Raw genomic sequence first — 19861 nt, forward strand, 5'->3', positions numbered from 1 at the left:
ATCATGTTTTTAACATAGTCGGCGTGGCCTGGGCAGTCTACGTGTGCGTAGTGGCGAGTCGGGGTGTCATACTCAACGTGAGAAGTGTTGATGGTGATACCACGAGCTTTTTCTTCTGGTGCGTTATCGATCTGGTCGAAAGCACGAGCAGCACCGCCGTAGGTTTTAGCCAGTACGGTAGTGATTGCAGCGGTCAGCGTTGTTTTACCATGGTCAACGTGGCCGATAGTACCGACGTTAACGTGCGGTTTTGTACGTTCAAACTTTTCTTTAGACATCGATTGTCCCTCTAAGACACGGATAAATCGGTGATATCACCACATCAACCAGGCGAAAATGCCTGAACTGTTGAATACATTTACATTGAAACAGAGAGAAAGGGAGGGAGAAGTGAAGTGGTGCTGATACCCAGAGTCGAACTGGGGACCTCACCCTTACCAAGGGTGCGCTCTACCAACTGAGCCATATCAGCACGTATTGGAGCGGGCAGCGGGAATCGAACCCGCATCATCAGCTTGGAAGGCTGAGGTAATAGCCATTATACGATGCCCGCATCCTGAAACTCGGCTACCCAGTTCTTTCTGTAACAAAAAAAGAGATTTCTCTCTTTTCTGTTCGAGCTGGTCAATTTTTCCAACCAGCTCCGGCGGCGTTGACGCTGCCAGAAAGTGGTGGTGGGGGAAGGATTCGAACCTTCGAAGTCTGTGACGGCAGATTTACAGTCTGCTCCCTTTGGCCGCTCGGGAACCCCACCGGACTTGATGGTGCCGACTACCGGAATCGAACTGGTGACCTACTGATTACAAGTCAGTTGCTCTACCTACTGAGCTAAGTCGGCATCAAGTAGCGCGCATTCTATGGAGACCTGCGCAGTCATGCAACTAAAAAATTGCATAAAACGTTCTTTCGCTCACATTTTATTCGAAACCAGGGCTAACCGCTGTAAATTCATCCGCTCACGGTTAAAAATTCAACATGAACGCCTGATTTCGGCACGCTATAGCACCACGTGATACCTGCCCGGTTAAGCATCGCTTTCCCATATTTTTTCTTATTATTCCTCTCATCTGGTGTTAACCTCCTGCCCATTGTCCAAAATTAACTATGTGATGAGCCCGCACCCGCCGTTTCGTGATGGTTCACAGAAGCATGCTTATGAGCAAAAAAGAGCAAACGTTAATGACGCCCTATCTTCAGTTTAACCGTAGCCAGTGGGCAGCCCTGCGTGACTCCGTCCCTATGACACTGACGGAAGGTGAAATCGCACGGCTAAAAGGGATAAACGAAGATCTCTCCCTGGAAGAGGTGGCAGAAATCTATCTCCCCCTCTCTCGCTTGCTTAACTTCTATATCAGCTCCAATTTGCGTCGTCAGGCCGTCCTGGAACAGTTCCTCGGCACGAACGGTCAACGTATTCCTTATATCATCAGTATTGCGGGCAGCGTGGCAGTGGGTAAAAGTACCACCGCGCGCGTGCTTCAGGCGCTGCTGAGCCGCTGGCCGGAACACCGCAGCGTGGAGCTGATCACCACCGACGGCTTCCTGCATCCCAACGAGGTGTTGAAAGAACGCGGCCTGATGAAAAAGAAGGGCTTCCCGCTCTCTTATGATATGCACCGCCTGGTAAAGTTTGTTTCAGATCTAAAATCGGGCGTACCTCACGTTACCGCTCCGGTTTACTCGCATCTGATCTACGACCGCATCCCGGATGGCGACAAAACGGTTGTGCAGCCCGACATCCTGATTCTGGAAGGCTTAAACGTCCTGCAAAGCGGGATGGATTACCCTCACGATCCGCATCATGTGTTTGTCTCTGACTTTGTCGATTTCTCAATCTATGTCGATGCGCCGGAAGATTTGCTGCAACGCTGGTATATCAACCGCTTCCTGAAGTTCCGCGAAGGGGCGTTCACCGACCCGGATTCCTACTTCCACAACTACGCCCAGCTCTCTGAAGAAGAGGCTATCAGCGTGGCGACCGGGCTGTGGAATGAGATCAACTACGTCAACCTCAAAGAGAACATCCTGCCGACGCGCGAACGCGCAAGCCTGATCCTCACCAAGAGTGAGAAACACGCCGTCGACCAGATTCGTTTACGGAAGTAGACCTCAGACGTAAAAAAAACCGGCTTATCGCCGGTTTTTTATTTATGCATGCGGCTTTTCGCCGTTTTCATCCTGATCGACCGCGAAGCAGGCCACCAGCTGTCCACCATAATCCTTTAGCTGTGGCTGCAACTGCGTACACGGACCGAAGCGGCGACGGCAGCGGGCGTTAAACGCACATCCCGGCGGCGGGTTAAGCGGGCTTGGCAACTCACCGGTCAGCTTAATGCGCTCACGGCGGTCATCCGGGTTCAGCCGCGGCGTCGCAGACAGCAGTGCCTGGGTATACGGATGACGCGGGTTAGTAAAGATCTGATCTTTCGTCCCCTTCTCCACGCAGCGTCCCAGATACATCACCATCACCTCATCGGCAATGTGCTCGACCACGGACAGGTCATGGGAGATGAAGACGTACGACAGTCCCAGATCCTGCTGTAAATCCATCATCAGGTTAAGCACCTGCGCGCGAACGGACACGTCAAGCGCTGAGACCGGCTCATCGGCAATCACCACGTCCGGGTCAAGCATCAGCCCACGAGCGATGGCAATACGCTGACGCTGACCACCAGAGAACATATGCGGGTAGCGATCGTAATGCTCGGTTTTAAGCCCCACCTTCGCCATCATCGCCAGCGCTTTTTCACGACGCTGCTCTTTGCTCAGATTGCTGTTAATCAGTAGCGGTTCTTCCAGAATCTGCCCCACTTTTTTACGCGGGTTTAAAGAACCGTACGGGTTCTGGAACACAATCTGGATTTTCTGGCGACGCAGCTTCTGCGCCTGCGGATCGTGCTTGAGCAGATCCTGGCCCTGATAGTAAAGCTCGCCGCCGGTTGGCGTTTCAATCATCGTCAGCAGACGGCCCAGCGTGGATTTCCCACAGCCCGACTCCCCGACGACCGCCAGCGTTTTACCGCGTTCAAGGCTGAAGGAGACGCCGTCCAGCGCTTTTACCAGGCGCTCAGGGGCAAAAATCCCCTTCTTCACCGGGTAATGTTTTTTCAGGTCGATAGCCTGCAACAGCGGCTGTTGCGTGGTGGCCTCGTGCGTACTCATAGTGTTGGCCTCCCGGCATCATCGAGTGGGTAGTGGCATTTTGACTGCCGACCATCGGCCAGCAGATTCAGCTCTGGCTCCTCGGCGCGGCATTTATCCGTCGCATACGGGCAGCGCGGATTCAGCAGGCAGCCCTGCGGACGGTCATATTTACCCGGAACCACACCCGGCAGTGACGCCAGACGCGCTTTGTCCTGGGCAAACTCCGGCAGCGCACGCAGCAACGCCTGCGTATACGGATGACGCGGCGCGCGGAAGATATCGTGCGAACTTCCGGTCTCCACCACCTGACCCGCGTACATCACGATGATTTTGTGCGCCGCTTCCGCCACCAGCGCCAGATCGTGCGTAATCAGCACCAGCGCCATGTTCTCTTTCTGCTGCAGCTCCAGCAGCAGCTCGATGATCTGTGCCTGGATGGTCACGTCAAGCGCCGTCGTCGGTTCATCCGCAATCAGCAGCTTTGGCCGACAGGCAATCGCCATGGCGATCATCACGCGCTGGCTCATCCCGCCTGAAAGCTGGTGCGGGTAAACGTCCAGACGCGATGCTGGGTCAGGTATCCCCACCTGGTTCAGCAGATCGATAGCACGCTGGCGACGGGTTTTCTTATTCCCACCCTGATGCACCTTAATCGCTTCCATAATCTGGAAACCCACGGTGTAGCATGGGTTCAGGCTGGTCATGGGGTCCTGGAAGATCATCGCCACTTCCGCGCCCACCAGCTGGCGGCGCTGTTTTTCGGAAATACGCTTCAGATCCTGACCGTTGAACTCCAGATTTTCCGCCATCACGCGGCCGGGGTAGTCAATCAGCCCCATAATCGCCAGCGAACTCACTGACTTACCGGAGCCCGACTCTCCTACAATCCCGACCACTTCGCCCTGATTAACGCTGTAGCTGATACGGTCCACGGCGCGAAACGGTGTGCCTTCGTCGCCAAAGTGCACGGATAATTTATTTACATTTAATAACGCCATCTCGTGCCTCTTACTGCTTCAGTTTGGGATCAAGTGCATCACGCAGACCATCACCCATCAGGTTAAATGCCAGCACCGTCAGCAGAATCGCCAGACCCGGGAAGGTGACGACCCACCAGGCGCTTTGCGCGAACTGCAACACGTCGGAGAGCATGGTGCCCCACTCCGGTGTTGGCGGCTGCGCACCCATGCCAAGGAAGCCAAGAGCGGCCATATCAAGAATGGCGTTAGAGAAACCGAGCGACGCCTGAACAATCAGCGGCGCAAGGCAGTTTGGGAAGATATTGATAAACATCTGACGCATCGCACCGGCACCCGCCACGCGAGAGGCGGTAACGTAGTCGCGGTTCACTTCCACCAGCACCGCCGCACGGGTCAGACGCACATAGTGCGGTAGCGCAACAAACGTCAGCGCAAGCGCGGCGTTACCAATCGACGGACCGAAGATCGCCACCAGCACCAGCGCCAGCAGCAGGCTTGGCAATGCCAGCATAATGTCGACGACGCGCATGATGATGTTATCAACAATGCCGCCGAAGTAGCCTGCCACCAGGCCGAGTACGATCCCCATGATCAGCGACAGTACGACAACGAGGCAGCCAACCAGCAGCGACAGGCGTGCGCCGTACATCAGGCGCGAAAGCACATCGCGACCCACGTCGTCGGTGCCCAGCAGGTGCGCCAGGCTTCCGCCGTCCTGCCATGCAGGAGGTGCCAGCAGCGCATCGCGGAACTGATCAGCCGGGTTATACGGCGCAAGGACGTTCGCAAACACCGCAATCAGGATCATGATGGAAACATACACCAGCCCGACGACCGCGCCTTTGTTGCGCTTGAAGTAGTGCCAGAATTCCTGCATCGGCGTCATTGGCACCGGTGCGGTGACCACTTTATTTTGAGTAACTTGTGACATGATGGCCCCTTACTTCTTATGACGAATACGCGGGTTCACCACGCCGTACAGCAAATCGACCAGCAGGTTGACGAGAATAATCATCGTCGCGACCAGCAGTACACCGCCCTGCACAACCGGATAGTCACGGCGTTGCAGCGCATCAATCAGCCAGCGTCCAAGACCCGGCCAGGAGAAGATGGTTTCGGTCAGGATCGCCCCCGCCAGCAGCGTACCGACCTGCAAACCGATAACGGTTACCACCGGCAGCATAGCGTTTCGCAGGGCATGAATGATGATGACGCGCATACGGGTCAGGCCTTTAGCGCGGGCAGTACGAATATAATCCTCGCCCAGCACTTCCAGCATGGAGGAACGGGTCATACGCACGATCACCGCCAGAGGGATGGTGCCCAACACCATTGCAGGCAGGATCATGTGCGCAACCGCATCAATGAAGTTGCCCTCTTCGCCCCAGATCGCTGTATCAATCAGCATAAAGCCGGTTAACGGATTGGTGTCGTCAAGGAAAACCATATCGCTGACGCGTCCGGAGACCGGCGTCAGGTTCCACTGCACCGAGACCAGCATGATCAGCATCATGCCCCACCAGAAGATAGGCATGGAGTAGCCGGTCAGTGCCAGGCCAACAGCGGTGTGGTCAAAAATAGAGCCACGTTTAACGGCAGCCAGTACGCCAACGGGGATCCCTACCGCGGTCGCGAAGATCATGGCGCAGATACCGAGTTCCAGCGTCGCTTTAAAGCGAGGTACGAACTCGTCCCACACCGGAAGACGGCTTTTCAGTGAAATCCCTAAATCGCCGTGCAACACGCCCCAGATATAGTGGAGATACTGCTGCCACATCGGCTTATCAAGGCCGAGTTCAGCCAGCAGTTGCGCATGACGTTCAGGGGAGATACCACGCTCGCCCGCCATAATCATCACCGGATCACCCGGGATCATATGGACGAAGGCAAAAGTGAGAAGGGTGATACCGATAAACGTCGGGATAACCAGTCCCAGACGTCGGAGGATGAACTGCAACATAACCCGGATTCTCTCTGATGACGCACACTCAGTGGCGTGACGTCTGTATTGCTCACAAATGTAAATTCCCTCTCCCTGTGGGAGAGGGTTAGGGTGAGGGGGTGCATGCACGCCCCTCACCCCTGCCCTCTCCCACAGGGAGAGGGAGAACACCCTACTTATTATTCAACAGACACGTTTTCGAAGTGGTGTTTGCCCAGTGGATCGACCACGTAGCCCTTCACTTCTTTACGCACTGGCTCGTACACGGTGGAGTGAGCAACAATCAGCGCCGGAGCCTGATCGTGCATGACAACCTGCGCTTGCTTATACAGTTCGATACGTTTGTTGTGATCGTCGGTCGCACGCGCCGGCTGGATCAGATCTTCAAACGGCTTGTAGCACCAGCGAGAATAGTTAGAACCGTCTTTCGCTGCCGCACAGCTGAACAGGGTCGCGAAGAAGTTGTCCGGATCCCCGTTGTCACCGGTCCAGCCCATCATGACCGCCTGGTGTTCACCCGCTTTGGCGCGCTTCAGGTACTCGCCCCACTCGTAGGTCACAATCTTGGCCTGTACGCCAATCTTCGCCCAGTCAGCCTGAACCATTTCCGCCATACGGCGTGCGTTCGGGTTGTAAGGACGCTGTACCGGCATCGCCCACAGCTCAACGGTAAAGCCTTTGTCCTGGCCCGCTTCTTTCAGCAGCGCTTTCGCTTTCTCAGGATCGTAGGTGTAGTCCTTAATGTCGTCGTTATAGCCCCACATGGTTGGTGGGATCAGGTTCTTGGCCGCAACGCCTGCGCCCTGGTAAACGGCTTTGATGATCGCTTCTTTGTTCACCGCGTAGGTCAGCGCCTGACGCACTTTCACGTCATCGAACGGTTTCTTCTCGGTGTTGAAGGAGAGATAACCCACGTTCAGGCCCGCCTGCTCCAGCAGGTTGATATTTTTGTCCTGCTTCATGCGCGCGATGTCAGCCGGGTTTGGATACGGCATCACCTGACATTCGTTTTTCTGCAATTTTGCGTAACGCACGGATGCGTCAGGCGTGATGGAGAAGACCAGACGGTCGATCTGCGGCTTGGTGCCCCAGTAGCCCGGGAAGGCTTTATACAGAATACGGGAATCTTTCTGGTACTGAAGCAGCTGGAACGGGCCGGTACCGATTGGGTTCAGGTCCACTTTTTCCGGAGTGCCGGCTTTCAGCATGTTGTCAGCGTACTCTTTAGAGAGAATCGAGGCGAAGTCCATCGCCAGGTCAGCCAGGAATGGCGCTTCCGGACGCGTCAGCACAAACTGGACGGTTTTATCGTCCACTTTTTTCACTTCAGCGATCAGGTCTGGCAGACCCATCCCTTCGAAGTATTCATAGCTGCCGCCAGACACTTTATGGTACGGGTTCTGGGCATTTTTCTGACGGTCGAAGGAGAACACAACGTCGTCGGCGTTAAAGTCGCGCGTAGGTTTAAATTCTTTGCTGTCCTGCCACTTCACTCCCTGACGCAGGTGGAAGGTATAGGTTTTACCGTCTTCGCTGATATCCCACTTTTCAGCCAGGCCAGGAATCACTTCCGTGGTGCCGGTTTTAAATTCAACCAGACGGTTATAGATCGGTACAGAGCTTGCGTCGTAAGTCGTACCAGAGGTAAAGAGCTGTGGGTTAAAGCCTTCCGGAGAGCCTTCAGAACAGTAAACCAGGGTTTTTGCCTGTACGCTTGCTGCAACGGTCATGGCCACCAGGCTCAGACCAAGCTTCAGCATCCCTGACTTCTTCAAGGAAATACTCATTATTGTGCTCCAATGTGATGTTTTGCTTTGTTGTGTTACGCCGCCTGACCTTTATTTATTTTTTACCCGGTCCGGTCGGTGATGCCCGAAGGCGTTAAAAGGGATAGAGAATCCTTTCAGAAGAGCGTTTGAGTTGCAGCGCAGATCCTCCCTGAAATGCCCCTCGTGCCCTACAATCTGTCAACAGAATGTGAAAACGTCAATACAGGTGGCGGGGATTTACGTGGAGTGTGAGAAACCGCAAACAAAGATTAAAAAAACCCTGACCGTGAGTTTTCAGCAGAGAAATTTATGCTACTCGCCATGATGCAGCACAATTATCTTCATATTTCGCAACACTCAGTGATTAAGTTTTATTCAGAATGGGTAAATTTTCTTACAGGATGGTGATTATCTGAGCACTAAATACCGCGAACGTTAAAACGCACAGCGAAAAATGCTGAGGTTATCCATAAGCAACGCGAAAAAAGATCAAACTATATATAAAAAAATACAATGGATTATGTCACAAAACCGCAAGCAGGCAGGGGGAAGCAGGGCTAAGGGGTATTTTGAGGACTCGTGCGGGGTAACGCGTTAATGCAAAAAGGGCTAACCTTGCGGTTAGCCCTTTTTAGAATGTGGTCGGCGAGAGAGGATTCGAACCTCCGACCCACTGGTCCCAAACCAGTTGCGCTACCAAGCTGCGCTACTCGCCGAATGCGGAGCGCATCTTACTGCTGAGGTGCGCCCCCGTCAATCCCTTATTTTCAAAAAGCCATTCAACTGGCGATATTCTCGCCAGACCAGCTACTGCGCGGCTTTTGTGGTGTTATCAGGGAGTTTACACCAGTTGTTGTTTTCGTTAATCCCACCGTTCGGTGAGGTATAGCCGAGACAGCCCATAATGGTGTCGTACAGCTCAACGTGACGGCGCGGTACCTTGATCTCTGCCTGCTGTTTCAGATGGGCAAACATTTTGGCTTTGTCCGGATTTTCCAGGTACTTATCCGACATCCACATGATCATCGGCACGCGGAACTGCTCAGGCGGGGCCAGCTTACGCGGCGTACCGTGTAAATGCTCTTTCTCGTTGATGGACTCGCCGTGGTCGGCCGCGTAGATCACAATCGCTTTCTTATCGCGAAGCTGGTCGATCACCCGACTGAGGAAGGTATCCACATACAGAATCGAGTTATCATAGGCATTGATCAGCTCCTGCTTGCTACAGTTCTTGTTAATGCCGACGCACTCAGGCGTCCATTTGGCGAAATCGCGCGTGTAACGCTGATAGTAGCTGTAGTGTGACCCTTTGGTATGCAGAACAATAAGATGCTTACCCTGCGGATGGTTTTTCAGTGACTGTTCCATCTCAGAGAGCAGCAGCATGTCATCAACGTTCTTTCCGCGGTTACGCGGCTCGGCGCCAATCTGCTCGCGGTAGGCGATGTTATCCGCCATGGTGTTGGTGTAGAACCACATCTCACTTTGCATGGCGAACAGATCGGAGCTAAATCCAAGCTGCTTCAGAACAGCAAACACGTTTTGCTCTTTGAGAGTGCGCTGAGGATTATCACTCGCACCGCCCTCACGAACAAACATACAGCGCAACGAGAGCTTCGTGGCGGTATCGCAGGAGTAGCCGCGGTAAGCTACAAGATTCTTTTCCTGCGCCAGTTTCGGGGTGGTATCGCGGTCATAACCGAGGATACCCATATGATCCCAGCGCGTCGTTTCGCCGATAACGAAGACCACGTAAGTATCATCCAGCCCGTCAGCCGGAGCCTGGTAGGTGAACTTTTTGGTTGGGTTAATCAGCGATTTCACATCGCTGGATTCGTCCGCCTGAGCCCAGGCATAAAGACCTAACGCCGACAGCCAGTTAGACGGCAGATACGAGTTAGCCACCACGCCGCCGTAGCTTGGCATATCCACGCCTGTCGCTTTTTCGATCCTTTTTTGCTGTTTTTCCATCAGGCGAATAGGCGCCCACACCAGCAGACCCGCCAGAAGAACGACGGCGACGTTGCGGATGCGCTGTCCCCGGGTACGCAGCTGGCGTAACAGGGTGTAGCGGCAGGTGTTACTCCAGATAAAGAAGAGCGGGATCAGGCAGGTCAGAATCGTCCACAGGATGAACCCTTGACCCACCACCTCTTTCGAGAGGTCGATGTCCGTGGTCATCACCGAGGCCACAATACCGTAGCCAATGACCACATTCATGAATGTCATGTAATAGCTTGCGGCGGCGGAGATAACCACCACCAGCGAGGCCAGAACCTGCCATGTACGTCTGCCAAAAAGCGAGAGCAGACGTAGCAGGAAGAAGGTCGCCAGAATTGAGCCAAACACTTCAATCGCGGCAAAAATTCCATTTCTTACAGTGAGGTGTTCGAAATAACCTTCCACTCGTCTGAACAGCACCGCGCCATTCAGAAACAAACCGATATAGACAGCCAGCATCAGACACAATCTTTGCTGGGTAAGAGACCTAATATATTTCATGCAAACAACCCTGGGGGAAGGGGTATAAAGACCCGCCGAATCTCAGTGAGAAAGCTGACAGAGTAAGTAGATGCGAGAGAAACCGTTATCAGAAACGTCTACAAGCGCGATAAGTAGACCACAGCAGGAAAGAAAAGTGGCAGCAGAGAATGTGAATCGATGAAGTTTTTTACAAAATAGCAAGTCCGGAAGCGATTTAGAAATAAATAAAAGAGGCCCTGCGGCCCCTTTTTATCGAATCATGCATGCGCTTCTTTATATACCTCGCGCTGCGGCTGACGAATCGTGGTGGACAGCGCCAGCGAAATAATCAGCAAGGCAAATATCACGCAGAATGTCACGTAGAAGCCACCAAACAGCGAGGCAATCAGTGAACCGCAAATACTGCCGATACCGAAGCCGAGATAAATCACGCCGTAGTTTTTCGCCAGGTTGTTCAGGCCGAAGAACTCGCTCACCAGCGACGGGAAGACGGTAATAGTGCCGCCAAAGTTAAAGGCTACGCAGGCTATCGCCGCAAAGAATGTCGCCTCGTTCAGCGGAGCGAACAGCAGTGCTGCCATACCCACCAGGGAGATCACCTGCCCCAGCGTAATCACGCGGATCCGGGCGATTTTGTCAGACAAGATACCCAGTACCAGACGACCCGAGAGGTTAGCGATAGAGATGACCGTTACGGCGTTCGCCGCCGTCGCCGCGTCCAGTTTTACCATTCCCTGCGCGATATCTTTCGCCACACCGATGACATACAGACCGCTCATGCAGGCCGTCAGGAACATCACCGCCAGCATCCAGTACTGCGGCTTACGCATGGACTGAGCGAGGGTGAAATCGTTCTCCACCACGCCGTTAACGGTTTTCACTTCCTGCTGCGGCGCATCTTTCATCAGCGTGGCGCCGAAGAGGATCATTACCAGCACAATCACGCCCCAGATCATAAAGGTTTTCTCAAGCCCAACCGAGGCCAGCAGATGCGCATCGATGAATTTGAAGCCGAGGCTGCCCAGGCCATATGAACCAATGGCAAATGCGGAGATAAGCCCTTTACGCTCCGGGAACCACTTCACGCAGTTAGACAGCGTCAGCAGATAACCTGCGCCGTCCGCCAGCCCCACCAGCACCCCGGCGCTCAGCCACAGCATCATCAGGTTGTTAGAATATGCCGTCAGGAAGAATCCCAAGCCCAGCAAGATCCCGGATGCCATGGTTACACGCTTCACGCCGAAACGTTCCTGAAGTTTGCCCGCCACGGAAGAGGAAATTGCTAACCCAAGACTCAGCAAGCCGAAGGAGAATGCCACCTGGCTTATCGGCGCGCCGAGCTTATCGGACAGGGCGCTGTTAAACAGGCTCCAGGTATAGACCGATCCCAGTGCGAACTGGGTAACGATGGTGCCGAATAGCGTCAGCCAACGCGTGCGGTTATAAGTTGATGTGTTCATGGCAGTGTCCTGCAAGATAAATTATGGAAATTCGCTGAGGACAACGATAAACAAAACCTTTATAGCGTTGGGGAAAAACGGAATGAAATGCAGGAGAGAAGGAATGAAATGCCTGGGATCTGGAATGAATGACCTTGCCGGGGAATGAAGCGCTGTTCTGTTAGTGGGCACTATCGCTCCAGACCCCGTCATAATTGTATTAAATATGTTATCGTATCGTTTAAAAAAATAACAACCCTTAAAATTTGGCGCTCAATCCCAGCGTATATAAATATTCTTCTTCAGTTCGCTGGTTATAGCTGATCTTCGCCCAGGGGTGTAAATCACCATACTGCGTATCAACACGCCAACCCAATGAGTTCACGCTGGCATGCCAGAGGGGATCGGTAAGCGACTGCGTGGTGGTTGTATCCTCAAACGCATTCACCGTTACAGGGGGGGCGCCATCAGTGCGCCACGCCATGACGGGCCCGGTGGTGAAATGTCCCGCCACGGGAAAATTCCAGCCAACGCTCAGAACGGTTTCCGCATCCGAACCGGAGGGATCGTTCAGGGTAAACCCCGTAGCATTCTGCGTGCGGTTAATACGCTCCGCGAGAATATCTTCATAACGAGGTTGGTGATCGGCGTCCCATGTATAACGTTCCGTCGTATTACTTTGTGCATCTGAAACGATATATTCCTGTTGCCACGCAAAAGCGGTGTGACAAAAAAGCAGGCAGACTGAAACACCCACCAGGCCAGAAGCAGCATGGCGACCACTGATTTTTTTTATCATCATCAAAGCGACTCCAGAAAGAGCCGAGTTCGGCGATATATGTCATTGTTCGAAGAGGTATTAGGGCGTATAGCCCTGTATTAACTATTGTCTCTTTAGCAGACACGTCAAGCCGGGCAGATTGAAATTTTTGCGTTTACCGTATCAGGAAGGGAGATGACCTATGCAACGTTGCGGCTGGGTAAGCCAGGATCAGCTTTATATCGATTATCACGACAAGGAATGGGGCGTACCGGAAACCGACGGTAAAAAACTATTTGAAATGATTTGCCTTGAAGGCCAGCAGGCCGGGCTGTCGTGGATCACCGTTCTGAAAAAGCGTGAGAACTATCGCAAAGCCTTCCACCAGTTCGATCCGGCTGCGGTTGCCGCCATGACCGACGACGACGTACAAAAGCTGGTTCTGGATACCGGTATCATCCGCCATCGCGGTAAAATTCAGGCCATTATTGGTAACGCGCGTGCTTATCTGGCGATGGAGCAAAATGGCGAACCCTTTTCAGCATTTGTCTGGTCGTTTGTGGATAACGAGCCGAAGGTGACGCAGGCCGCCACGCTTGCAGAGATCCCAACGTCGACCCCCGCCTCAGATGCCCTGTCGAAAGCGCTGAAAAAACGCGGCTTTAAGTTTGTGGGCACCACCATCTGTTACTCCTTTATGCAGGCCTGCGGGCTGGTCAATGACCACATTACGGGCTGCTTCTGCCATCCGGAGGGCCACCATGATCCGCAAATGGCAAAGTGAGAACACCGCGCCGCTTTTGAGTCTGTGGCTGGAGAGCACCACCGAGGCGCATCCGTTTATCGACGCAAGTTACTGGCAAGCGAATGAAGCGGTAGTGCGGGATGAATACCTTCCCGCCGCCGAGACCTGGGTCTGGGAAGAAAACGGTACCCTGTGCGGTTTTATCAGCGTCATGCAGTTCCAGTTCGTGGGGGCGCTGTTTGTCGCCCCGGCGTTCATCGGAAAGGGGATTGGGCGTGCGCTGCTGAACCACGTTCAGCAGCACTACCCGTATTTAACCCTGGAGGTGTACCAGAAAAACGTGCGGGCGGTGAATTTCTATCATGCTCAGGGTTTTCGCATCGAAGACAGCGCCTGGCAGGATGATACCCAACACCCGACGTGGATCACGAGCTGGCAGGCGGATCAAACGCCGTAAGGGTAAGCGCCGGCCCCTCATATTTCTCCACCCATGCCAGCGCCGTATTCCCCGCGCAGCCATTCCCCAGCTTCGAGCTGGGGAGATCTTTGGTCAGCACGTTTACGGCGCCGTTCTTACAAATACCGCCCTCGTCCAGCGCCAGATCCGGCCATGCGCCCTGATGAATGCAGAAAACGCCAGGGCGGATCCCGTCACTCACCACGGCGCCTGCCAGCACCTGCCCGCGCGCGTTCCAGACCCGAACGAGATCGCCGTCGTTAATCCCCCGCGCCTTTGCATCGTCGCTATTCAGCGCGATCGGCTCACGACCCGCCACCGCATACTGCTCGCGCAGAGCCGAATAGTTGAGCTGGCTGTGCAGACGATGGGCAGGATGGGCAGACAGCAGCTGAAGCTGCCCCGGCTGCGCATTGCCATGCCATTCGTCCGGCTCCAGCCACGCCGGATGCGGCGGACAGTCCGCGTAGCCAAAGCTGGCGATGCGTTCGCTGTAGATCACAATCTTCCCGCTTTCGGTTTTTAACGGGTGATTCTCCGGATCGCGACGGAAGTCAGCAAAGCGCACAAACCGCGCGTTCTGCTCGCTTTCTGGCATTTCGAAGAGTTGATTCGCCTCCCAGAACTCAGCAAATGGCGGCAGGGACACGCCCTGCGCAGCCCCGCGCTGGCTGGCACTCTGGTAAAATGTTTCCAGCCATTGCAGATCCGTTTTGCCCTCGGTGAAACGCTCCCCCCCGCCCGCTTCCCACATTTCACTCAGGTCGGCAAAGACGTCGAAATCATCCCGCGCTTCAACCCGGGGAGCCACGACGCGCTTCATCGGCACCATATGCTGGTTGCTGTAATCCCCCGTCATGGTGAGATCGTTACGCTCGAACGAGGTCGTGGCAGGCAAAACGATATCGGCATGTTTCGCTGACGCAGTCCAGAAGCACTCCGAGATCACCACCAGCTCCGGTTTCTGCCAGGCGCGGATTAGGCGGTTGGTATCCTGGTGATGGGTGAAGTTGGCCCCACCCGCCCACCAGATAAACTTAATATCCGGGAAATGGCGATCCTGACCGTTGTGCTGATAAAACCCGCCGGGGTTCTCCAGGGCTTCAACAATGCGTGCCACCGGAATTTTATCCACAGCGTCCACGCCACCCTGCACCGAGCCCTGCATGGACGCCAGCACCGCGGCTTTACGCGTCGGGTTGCCGCCGTTGGCAAAGTGATAGGAAAGGCCAAAACCGCCGCCGGGTGTGCCAATCTGCCCAAGCATCGCGGCGAGCGTCACCAACATCCAGTGCTTTTGCTCGCCAAACTGCTGGCGCTGCATCCCCCAGCCGGACATGAGCATCGTGACATGGCTATGGAATAACGCCGCCAGTTCGCGGATTTTAACGGCATTAACGCCGCAAATCGCCGCGGCCCACTCTGCGGTTTTGGCAATACCGTCGCTTTGTCCCGTCAGATAGTCGGCAAATTTATCGAACCCCGTGGTACAACGCGCCAGAAATTCCGTGTCGTGCCAGCCGTTCTCCACCAGGGTGTGGGCGATGCCCAGCATCATCGCCACGTCGGTGCCCATATGCGGCGCGATCCACTCGGCGCTGTCGCCGAAGAAATCCAGGGTTTCAGAGCGCATCGGATCGATACAGATGATGCGCTTGCCGCTTTTGCGCAGCGCATCGAAGTAGGAAACGCCCTGCTCGTCGGACGCATTCCAGGCAATTTTCAGGGTATTGAGCGGGTTGGCGCTCCACAGCACCACCACCTCTGTATGCTCCAGCACCAGCGGCCAGCTGGTCTGCTGTTGATAAACCTCATTCCCGCCCACGACATACGGCATGATCGCCTGCGCCGCGCCGGTCGAGTAATCACCCAGATGGCCGGTATATCCTCCGGCCAGGCTCATATAGCGTTGCAGCAGGGTTGCAGCCTTATGCAGCACGCCGTTTGAGCGCCAGCCATAGGAGCCGGCAAAAATGGACGACGGGCCATAGCTGTCGCGGATGCGTTTATGCTGCGTATGGATCAGCGCCAGCGCATCGTCCCAGCTCACGCGCACGAACTCATCCTGCCCGCGAATACCCTGCGGTTTATCCGGTGACGCCAGAAAGCCTTTACGCACCATCGGCCAGCGGACGCGGGTCTTGCTGTGTACCTGATCGCGAACGACGGTCTGTAAAGAGTTGAGATGGCGCGAAGGCAAAGCCCCGCGAGACGACAGCACAGTGTCGCCATCGGTTTCGACCAGCATCGGCCCCCAGTGGGCGGCGGTCAGAATGGTTTTTGTTGAGGTGCTCAAAGCGTGCGCTCCTGGTTGCGTGCAGGTGTTTCGGCCTTTCATTGAGGCAATTTATCGTTTGTGACAAATTTCAGAGTTATACACTGAATTTTCTCCGTATCCGGACGTCATAATCCACTGCCACGTCCGTCGTGGCAAAGAATAAAAAGGATTAAGGAAATAAGATGAAAAAACGCGTACTCGTTATTGCCGCTCTGGTGAGCGGCGCACTGGCTGTTTCAGGCTGCACAACCAACCCTTACACCGGTGAACGCGAAGCGGGCAAATCCGGCATTGGCGCGGGTATTGGTTCCCTGGTAGGCGCTGGCGTTGGCGTACTCTCCTCCTCCAAGAAAGATCGCGGCAAAGGTGCGCTGATTGGCGCAGCGGCAGGCGCAGCCCTGGGCGGCGGCGTGGGTTATTACATGGACGTGCAGGAAGCAAAACTGCGTGACAAAATGAAAGGTACGGGCGTAAGCGTGACGCGCAGCGGTGACAACATCATCCTGAACATGCCAAACAACGTGACCTTTGACAGCAGCAGCGCGACGCTGAAACCCGCAGGCGCGAACACCCTGACCGGCGTGGCCGCAGTGCTGAAAGAGTACAATAAAACTGCCGTGAACGTGATTGGTTACACCGACAGCACCGGCAGCCAGGATCTGAACATGCGTCTGTCGCAGCAGCGCGCCGATTCCGTGGCCAGCTCGCTGATCACCCAGGGCGTAGAAGCGAACCGCATCCGCACCAGCGGCATGGGTCCGGCTAACCCGATCGCCAGCAACAGCACGGCGGAAGGCAAAGCGCAGAACCGCCGCGTTGAAATTACGTTGAGTCCTGTGCAGTAGGTAAAAGCAAAACGGCAACCCCGTTGCCGTTTTAGTATTTGCGCCCTCTCCTGTAGGAGAGGGTTGGGGTGAGGGCATCAGACCGCCACCCGGCAAATTGCTTGATTCGCCAGATTTTCCCGCTAAGGTATTCTCACTAAATTCAGGGAAATCAGCGATGATCAAACCAACCCGGGCCACCATCAGCGACGTGGCGAAAGCCGCCAAAACCGGTAAAACCAGCATTTCACGCTACCTCAACGGCGAGAAACACCTGCTGTCCGATGCGCTGCTGGCGCGGATCGAACAAGCCATTGCCGATCTCGACTACCGTCCCAGCCTGATGGCGCGCGGCCTCAAGCGGGGTCGCACCCGCCTGATTGGGCTTATCATCGCCGATATCACTAACCCCTACTCCGTTAACGTACTCAGCGGCATCGAAGCGGCGTGCCGGGAAAAAGGCTTTACCCCGCTGGTCTGTAACACCAATAACGAAGTTGATCAGGAGTTGCATTACCTCGATCTGCTGCGCAGCTATCAGGTGGAAGGGATCGTGGTCAATGCCGTCGGGATGCGCGAAGAGGGGCTAAATCGTCTGCAACAATCGTCTCTCCCGATGGTGCTTATTGACCGCAAAATCCCGGAATTTGCCTGCGATGTGGTCGGGCTGGATAACACCCAGGCGGCCACCACTGCCACCGAGCACCTGATTGAACAGGGTTTCGAAGCCATTCTGTTCCTGAGCGAACCGCTGGGTATGGTTAACACCCGCCGCGACCGCCTGGCTGCATTTCGCGCCACGCTGGCGCGTTATCCCGGTGTGATCGCCGAAAATGCTGAAATCCCCCTCCATGAAGCCGGACAGCTGGATAATACCCTGCGCCAGTTCCATACCCGCCATCGGGGAATGCGTAAGGCGGTGATCTCCGCTAACGGGGCGCTGACGCTTCAGGTTGCCCGCTCGCTTAAACGCATTGGCCTGCACTGGGGCAGCGACATCGGCTTGCTCGGCTTTGATGAACTGGAGTGGGCTGAACTTGCTGGCGTAGGCATTACCACCCTCAAACAACCCACCTGGCAGATCGGCTATGCCGCGGTTGAACAAGTGGTTCGCCGCATTGAAGGCACCCGCGACGCCGTACGCGAGCAGGTTTTTTCTGGCGAGCTGATCGTTCGCGGCTCTACTGCCCGTTAATTTCCCCTTCGTGACAGCGATCATAAATTCAGCATCCCGATCTTTTCTTTGGAACCGGTTCCATCTAGCGTAATACTATCGATTACGCTCTGGAGTCAGGAAATGAGCAGGAAAATTATGGTGGTCACCGCCGCGTATGGTGCGGATCAGGTGCGACAGGCAGGCGGTCAACGGGCAATGCTTCCCGTTATTGCCGGCGCAGGGGCTGATGGCGTTGAAATCCGCCGAGAGCTCTTCAGCCACGACGAGTTAATGGCCCTGCCTGCGCTGGGCGAGTCCATTGAACTGCTGGGTTTACTGGCGTGCTACTCCGCCCCGGCCCCCCTGTTTATGCCCGATGGAACCCTCAACCCGGATCTTCCGCGCTACCTTAGCGAAGCCAGCGCACTGAACGCGCTGTGGCTTAAAGTCTCGCTGGGTCATTTCAGCGACAAACAACCGCTTGAAGCCCTGCGCGCACTGCTGGATGAAATCGGCATGACGCTGGTGGTGGAAAACGACCAGACCGACTGCGGGCAGCTCGCGCCGATGCAGCGCTTCAAAGCCGCCTGCCGGGTAATGGCGCTGCCGGTCACACTGACGTTCGATATGGGCAACTGGCTGTGGGTTGGCGACTCCCCGGAAGAGGCTGCACGTCAGCTGGCTCCCGCCGTGAGCTATATTCATGTGAAGGCCGCAGTCCCGCATAAGGCGCAGTTCCGCGCCGTCGCGCCGGATCAGACCGATTCTCGCTGGCGGGATCTGCTTAATCAACTGCCTGCCGACGCGCCGCGCGGTATCGAATTTCCGCTCGAAGGGACGGATCTCACCGCCGTCACCCGCCATTACGTCAACCTGCTGCGCGAGGAGTAAACCATGCACAAGACGCTGGACGTTATCACTATCGGCGAGGCCATGGCGATGTTTGTCGCCACCGAAACGGGCGAGCTGAGCGCAGTGGAGCACTTTATCAAACGCGTGGCAGGCGCCGAGCTGAATGTCGCTACCGGCCTTGCGCGGCTGGGGCTGAATGTCGGCTGGGTGAGCCGCGTGGGCAATGACAGCTTTGGCCATTTCGTTCTCGACTCGCTGAAAAAAGAGGGCATTGATGCCGCAGGCGTCACCCTTGACGGACGCTTCCCGACGGGCTTTCAGCTGAAATCTAAAGTTGAAAATGGAACCGATCCCATCGTGGAGTATTTCCGCAAAGGCTCAGCGGCAAGCCATCTCTCCGTGGATGATTATTACGCCGCGTATTTCTCCTCCGCGCGCCACCTGCACCTGAGCGGCGTGGCGGCGGCGCTCTCGGCCAGCTCGTACGATTTACTCGATCACGCGGCTTCGGCAATGAAAGCGCAGGGCAAAACGATCTCCTTTGATCCGAACCTGCGCCCGGTACTGTGGAAAAGCGAAGCGGAGATGGCTGAGAAACTCAACCGACTGGCGTTTCAGGCGGACTGGGTTCTGCCGGGCATAAAAGAGGGAATGATCCTCACTGGCGAAAGCACGCCCGAAGGCATTGCTGATTTTTACCTCAACAGAGGGGTAAAAGCCGTGGTGCTGAAAACCGGTGCCGACGGCGCGTGGTTTAAAACTGCCGACGGTGAGCAAGGCGCTGTCGCTGCGGTAAAAGTCGACAACGTGGTCGATACCGTGGGCGCGGGCGATGGGTTTGCCGTCGGGGTCATCAGCGCCCTGCTGGAGGGCAAACCGCTGTCGCAGGCCGTGGCGCGAGGCAACAAAATTGGTTCGCTGGCGATTCAGGTGCAGGGCGACAGCGAAGGATTACCAACACGAGCAGAGCTCGGCGTCTAAATTCCCTCTCCCCGTGAGAGAGGACCAGGGTGGGGCAGCAATCCGCACCA

General features: G+C 55.4%; 17 protein-coding genes and 5 tRNA genes. 7 read left to right on the forward strand and 15 right to left on the reverse strand.

Features of this window, described 5'->3' with window-relative positions; all coding sequences use genetic code 11:
* From ACOTYB_RS20530 to ACOTYB_RS20550, 5 genes are all read right to left on the reverse strand, one after another.
* Positions 1–278: GTP-binding protein (locus ACOTYB_RS20530; RefSeq protein ID WP_000031680.1), on the reverse strand; the 278-nt coding region annotated here is incomplete at its 3' end.
* A gap of 118 nt (positions 279–396) precedes the next feature.
* Positions 397–472, reverse strand: a tRNA-Thr gene (locus tag ACOTYB_RS20535).
* A 6-nt stretch (positions 473–478) separates the two neighbouring features.
* Positions 479–553: transfer RNA gene (locus ACOTYB_RS20540), tRNA-Gly, on the reverse strand.
* A gap of 116 nt (positions 554–669) precedes the next feature.
* Positions 670–754, reverse strand: a tRNA-Tyr gene (locus ACOTYB_RS20545).
* Positions 755–762: 8 nt separating this feature from the next.
* Positions 763–838, reverse strand: a tRNA-Thr gene (locus ACOTYB_RS20550).
* A gap of 317 nt (positions 839–1155) precedes the next feature.
* On the opposite strand from ACOTYB_RS20550, the gene coaA reads away from it, so the two are divergent.
* On the forward strand, positions 1156–2106 hold the full coding sequence (gene coaA, locus ACOTYB_RS20555) for a type I pantothenate kinase (RefSeq protein WP_015569977.1): 951 nt from the start codon (positions 1156–1158) through the stop codon (positions 2104–2106).
* 42 nt (positions 2107–2148) lie between these two features.
* Here the strand turns inward: coaA and dppF are convergent, their stop codons facing one another.
* The 9 genes from dppF to ACOTYB_RS20600 form a co-directional block, all read right to left on the reverse strand.
* Positions 2149–3162 (reverse strand): dipeptide ABC transporter ATP-binding subunit DppF, encoded by a 1014-nt coding sequence (gene dppF / locus ACOTYB_RS20560; protein WP_023315202.1) that lies wholly within the window; start codon positions 3160–3162, stop codon positions 2149–2151.
* A complete protein-coding gene (dppD, locus tag ACOTYB_RS20565; protein ID WP_022650197.1) occupies positions 3159–4142 on the reverse strand; it encodes a dipeptide ABC transporter ATP-binding protein in 984 nt (327 codons plus the stop codon). Before dppD ends, dppF begins: the two co-directional genes overlap by 4 nt.
* A 10-nt stretch (positions 4143–4152) precedes the next feature.
* Positions 4153–5055, reverse strand: coding sequence for a dipeptide ABC transporter permease DppC (gene dppC, locus ACOTYB_RS20570; RefSeq protein WP_003862349.1), 903 nt, complete (start codon positions 5053–5055; stop codon positions 4153–4155).
* 9 nt (positions 5056–5064) lie between these two features.
* Complete coding sequence (gene dppB, locus ACOTYB_RS20575; RefSeq protein ID WP_006810536.1) at positions 5065–6084, reverse strand: dipeptide ABC transporter permease DppB; 1020 nt, start codon at positions 6082–6084, stop codon at positions 5065–5067.
* Between the two features lie 161 nt (positions 6085–6245).
* Entirely contained in the window at positions 6246–7853 is a 1608-nt protein-coding gene (gene dppA, locus ACOTYB_RS20580; RefSeq protein WP_003860756.1) for a dipeptide ABC transporter periplasmic-binding protein DppA, read from the reverse strand.
* Between the two features lie 621 nt (positions 7854–8474).
* A tRNA-Pro gene (locus tag ACOTYB_RS20585) sits at positions 8475–8551 on the reverse strand.
* A gap of 91 nt (positions 8552–8642) precedes the next feature.
* Positions 8643–10337 (reverse strand): kdo(2)-lipid A phosphoethanolamine 7''-transferase, encoded by a 1695-nt coding sequence (gene eptB / locus ACOTYB_RS20590; protein WP_045897243.1) that lies wholly within the window; start codon positions 10335–10337, stop codon positions 8643–8645.
* 239 nt (positions 10338–10576) lie between these two features.
* Positions 10577–11779: an L-lactate MFS transporter gene (locus ACOTYB_RS20595; RefSeq protein ID WP_022650195.1), complete on the reverse strand. Its 1203-nt coding sequence runs from the start codon at positions 11777–11779 to the stop codon at positions 10577–10579.
* Positions 11780–12017: 238 nt separating this feature from the next.
* On the reverse strand, positions 12018–12560 hold the full coding sequence (locus ACOTYB_RS20600) for a lipase (protein WP_409249021.1): 543 nt from the start codon (positions 12558–12560) through the stop codon (positions 12018–12020).
* Between the two features lie 160 nt (positions 12561–12720).
* Here ACOTYB_RS20600 and tag point away from each other — a divergent pair, with 160 nt between their 5' ends.
* Together tag and ACOTYB_RS20610 are read left to right on the forward strand one after the other, a co-directional pair.
* Positions 12721–13302 (forward strand): DNA-3-methyladenine glycosylase I, encoded by a 582-nt coding sequence (gene tag / locus ACOTYB_RS20605; RefSeq protein WP_022650193.1) that lies wholly within the window; start codon positions 12721–12723, stop codon positions 13300–13302.
* The gene (locus ACOTYB_RS20610) at positions 13280–13720 is read left to right on the forward strand and encodes an N-acetyltransferase (protein ID WP_220153495.1); all 441 of its coding nucleotides are present in this window, start codon (positions 13280–13282) and stop codon (positions 13718–13720) included. The genes tag and ACOTYB_RS20610 overlap by 23 nt, the downstream gene beginning before the upstream one ends.
* Here the strand turns inward: ACOTYB_RS20610 and ACOTYB_RS20615 are convergent.
* A complete protein-coding gene (locus ACOTYB_RS20615) occupies positions 13689–16058 on the reverse strand; it encodes a molybdopterin guanine dinucleotide-containing S/N-oxide reductase (protein ID WP_421765875.1) in 2370 nt (789 codons plus the stop codon). The genes ACOTYB_RS20610 and ACOTYB_RS20615 overlap by 32 nt on opposite strands.
* Positions 16059–16180: 122 nt before the next feature.
* Here ACOTYB_RS20615 and ACOTYB_RS20620 point away from each other — a divergent pair, with 122 nt between their 5' ends.
* From ACOTYB_RS20620 to ACOTYB_RS20635, 4 genes are all read left to right on the forward strand, one after another.
* A complete protein-coding gene (locus ACOTYB_RS20620; RefSeq protein WP_022650190.1) occupies positions 16181–16843 on the forward strand; it encodes an OmpA family lipoprotein in 663 nt (220 codons plus the stop codon).
* Positions 16844–17000: 157 nt separating this feature from the next.
* On the forward strand, positions 17001–18017 hold the full coding sequence (locus tag ACOTYB_RS20625) for a LacI family DNA-binding transcriptional regulator (RefSeq protein ID WP_015569988.1): 1017 nt from the start codon (positions 17001–17003) through the stop codon (positions 18015–18017).
* Positions 18018–18119: 102 nt separating this feature from the next.
* Positions 18120–18869: a sugar phosphate isomerase/epimerase family protein gene (locus ACOTYB_RS20630; RefSeq protein ID WP_421765876.1), complete on the forward strand. Its 750-nt coding sequence runs from the start codon at positions 18120–18122 to the stop codon at positions 18867–18869.
* A 3-nt stretch (positions 18870–18872) separates the two neighbouring features.
* Positions 18873–19811: a sugar kinase gene (locus ACOTYB_RS20635; RefSeq protein WP_023323994.1), complete on the forward strand. Its 939-nt coding sequence runs from the start codon at positions 18873–18875 to the stop codon at positions 19809–19811.
* Positions 19812–19861 lie beyond the last annotated feature (50 nt).

This window comes from Enterobacter cloacae complex sp. IR5450, from assembly GCF_049238665.1.
GTDB lineage: Bacteria > Pseudomonadota > Gammaproteobacteria > Enterobacterales > Enterobacteriaceae > Enterobacter > Enterobacter hormaechei_C.

Bases quoted from the DNA above. Each gene is read 5' to 3' on its own strand.
- coaA (WP_015569977.1), top strand. From the start codon at position 1,156: ATGAGCAAAAAAGAGCAAACGTTAATGACGCCCTATCTTCAGTTTAAC.
- dppF (WP_023315202.1), bottom strand. From the start codon at position 3,162: ATGAGTACGCACGAGGCCACCACGCAACAGCCGCTGTTGCAGGCTATC.
- dppD (WP_022650197.1), bottom strand. From the start codon at position 4,142: ATGGCGTTATTAAATGTAAATAAATTATCCGTGCACTTTGGCGACGAA.
- dppC (WP_003862349.1), bottom strand. From the start codon at position 5,055: ATGTCACAAGTTACTCAAAATAAAGTGGTCACCGCACCGGTGCCAATG.
- dppB (WP_006810536.1), bottom strand. From the start codon at position 6,084: ATGTTGCAGTTCATCCTCCGACGTCTGGGACTGGTTATCCCGACGTTT.
- dppA (WP_003860756.1), bottom strand. From the start codon at position 7,853: ATGAGTATTTCCTTGAAGAAGTCAGGGATGCTGAAGCTTGGTCTGAGC.
- eptB (WP_045897243.1), bottom strand. From the start codon at position 10,337: ATGAAATATATTAGGTCTCTTACCCAGCAAAGATTGTGTCTGATGCTG.
- ACOTYB_RS20595 (WP_022650195.1), bottom strand. From the start codon at position 11,779: ATGAACACATCAACTTATAACCGCACGCGTTGGCTGACGCTATTCGGC.
- ACOTYB_RS20600 (WP_409249021.1), bottom strand. From the start codon at position 12,560: ATGATGATAAAAAAAATCAGTGGTCGCCATGCTGCTTCTGGCCTGGTG.
- tag (WP_022650193.1), top strand. From the start codon at position 12,721: ATGCAACGTTGCGGCTGGGTAAGCCAGGATCAGCTTTATATCGATTAT.
- ACOTYB_RS20610 (WP_220153495.1), top strand. From the start codon at position 13,280: ATGATCCGCAAATGGCAAAGTGAGAACACCGCGCCGCTTTTGAGTCTG.
- ACOTYB_RS20615 (WP_421765875.1), bottom strand. From the start codon at position 16,058: ATGAAAGGCCGAAACACCTGCACGCAACCAGGAGCGCACGCTTTGAGC.
- ACOTYB_RS20620 (WP_022650190.1), top strand. From the start codon at position 16,181: ATGAAAAAACGCGTACTCGTTATTGCCGCTCTGGTGAGCGGCGCACTG.
- ACOTYB_RS20625 (WP_015569988.1), top strand. From the start codon at position 17,001: ATGATCAAACCAACCCGGGCCACCATCAGCGACGTGGCGAAAGCCGCC.
- ACOTYB_RS20630 (WP_421765876.1), top strand. From the start codon at position 18,120: ATGAGCAGGAAAATTATGGTGGTCACCGCCGCGTATGGTGCGGATCAG.
- ACOTYB_RS20635 (WP_023323994.1), top strand. From the start codon at position 18,873: ATGCACAAGACGCTGGACGTTATCACTATCGGCGAGGCCATGGCGATG.